2 protein-coding genes are annotated in these 1058 nt (G+C 34.8%); both read right to left on the bottom strand.

Annotated elements, in window-relative coordinates:
* Positions 1-68: 68 nt before the first annotated feature.
* Positions 69-626 carry a carboxymuconolactone decarboxylase family protein gene (locus ASC44_RS00020; protein ID WP_055445592.1) on the bottom strand — a complete coding sequence of 186 codons (558 nt, stop codon included), beginning with the start codon at positions 624-626 and terminating at the stop codon, positions 69-71.
* Positions 627-895: 269 nt separating this feature from the next.
* On the bottom strand, positions 896-1058 hold a 163-nt coding region (locus ASC44_RS18410), incomplete at its 5' end, for a thioredoxin family protein (RefSeq protein ID WP_161804988.1).

Genomic DNA, 1058 nt, shown 5'->3' with positions numbered 1-1058 from the left:
TGCCCCTTGAGAGACGCCGACCACACCTAGTACCTTTTACAAAAACCACTCGAAGTGACACGTTGTAATTATTGTGCTACTGTAAATTTTCCTGCTTCTACAGATGGGAAATCTACTTCTGTTTCTGCTATATGGTTTACATAGTTTGTTAATGTGTTAGACACTACATTAAGTACTATTTCTAATATTTCGCCATCGTTAAAACCTGCTGCTTTTACTTCTGCAATGGCTTCTGTAGATACTTGTCCGCGATTTAATGTTACGGCCTGTGCAAATTGTAATCCTGCTTGATCTTTATCTTCATTTGCAAAACCTTGGCGACTTTGTTGTGTTTGCTCTTCGGTTAAACCATTCATTTTACCAATTGCTGTGTGCGCAGATAAACAGTAGTTACATGAGTTTGTTTCGGCAATTGCTAATGCTAATTGTTCACGGTATTTGTTTGAAAAATCACCACTTGCTGTTAATTCTCCTAAACTTAAATACGTTTGTAATGTTGCTGGAGAGTTTCCAAATACTTTAATAAGGTTTGGTATAAAACCTAATTTCTTTTGTACTGCGTTAAATAAATCTTTAGCTTTTCCTGTTGTTGTTGCTGGATCTAATGTTTTAATTCTTGTGCTCATTGTTTTTGTTTTTATGTTTTTCGCTTTCGCGGAAATACTATTTATGTTTGTTTGTTGTTTTTAACTTTTAGTTAGAACATTTGCATAATTGTTGTTCTGGGTTTTGCTCGTCGTATGTTTGGTATCCCCAACAATTTGGGCATTGTATGTTTTGTATTGTTTTCATAATTTTCGGTTTTTAATATTACTAATTAATTACACTGCAAAGATGCGACGAGAACTTGCCTTTAAAAATGGACAAAAGTTCCTTATGCATGGACAGCCTGTTTTTATTGGGTTACAGCTACTTCTAGCGCGTCTATTTTTAATCTTAGTTCTCTTTCTGTAAGTAATCCTGTGTGTTTATCTGCTACTTTTCCGTCTTGAAAAAACACTAGTGTTGGAATGCTTCTTACTTTAAAGTAGGCTGCTAAATCTTGATTTTGGTCTACG

It is taken from the genome of Lacinutrix mariniflava (assembly GCF_001418015.1).
Taxonomy (GTDB): Bacteria; Bacteroidota; Bacteroidia; order Flavobacteriales; family Flavobacteriaceae; genus Lacinutrix; species Lacinutrix mariniflava.
Note: the sequence above shows the minus strand (reverse complement) of the source record. Positions and strands in the feature narration are given on the sequence as shown.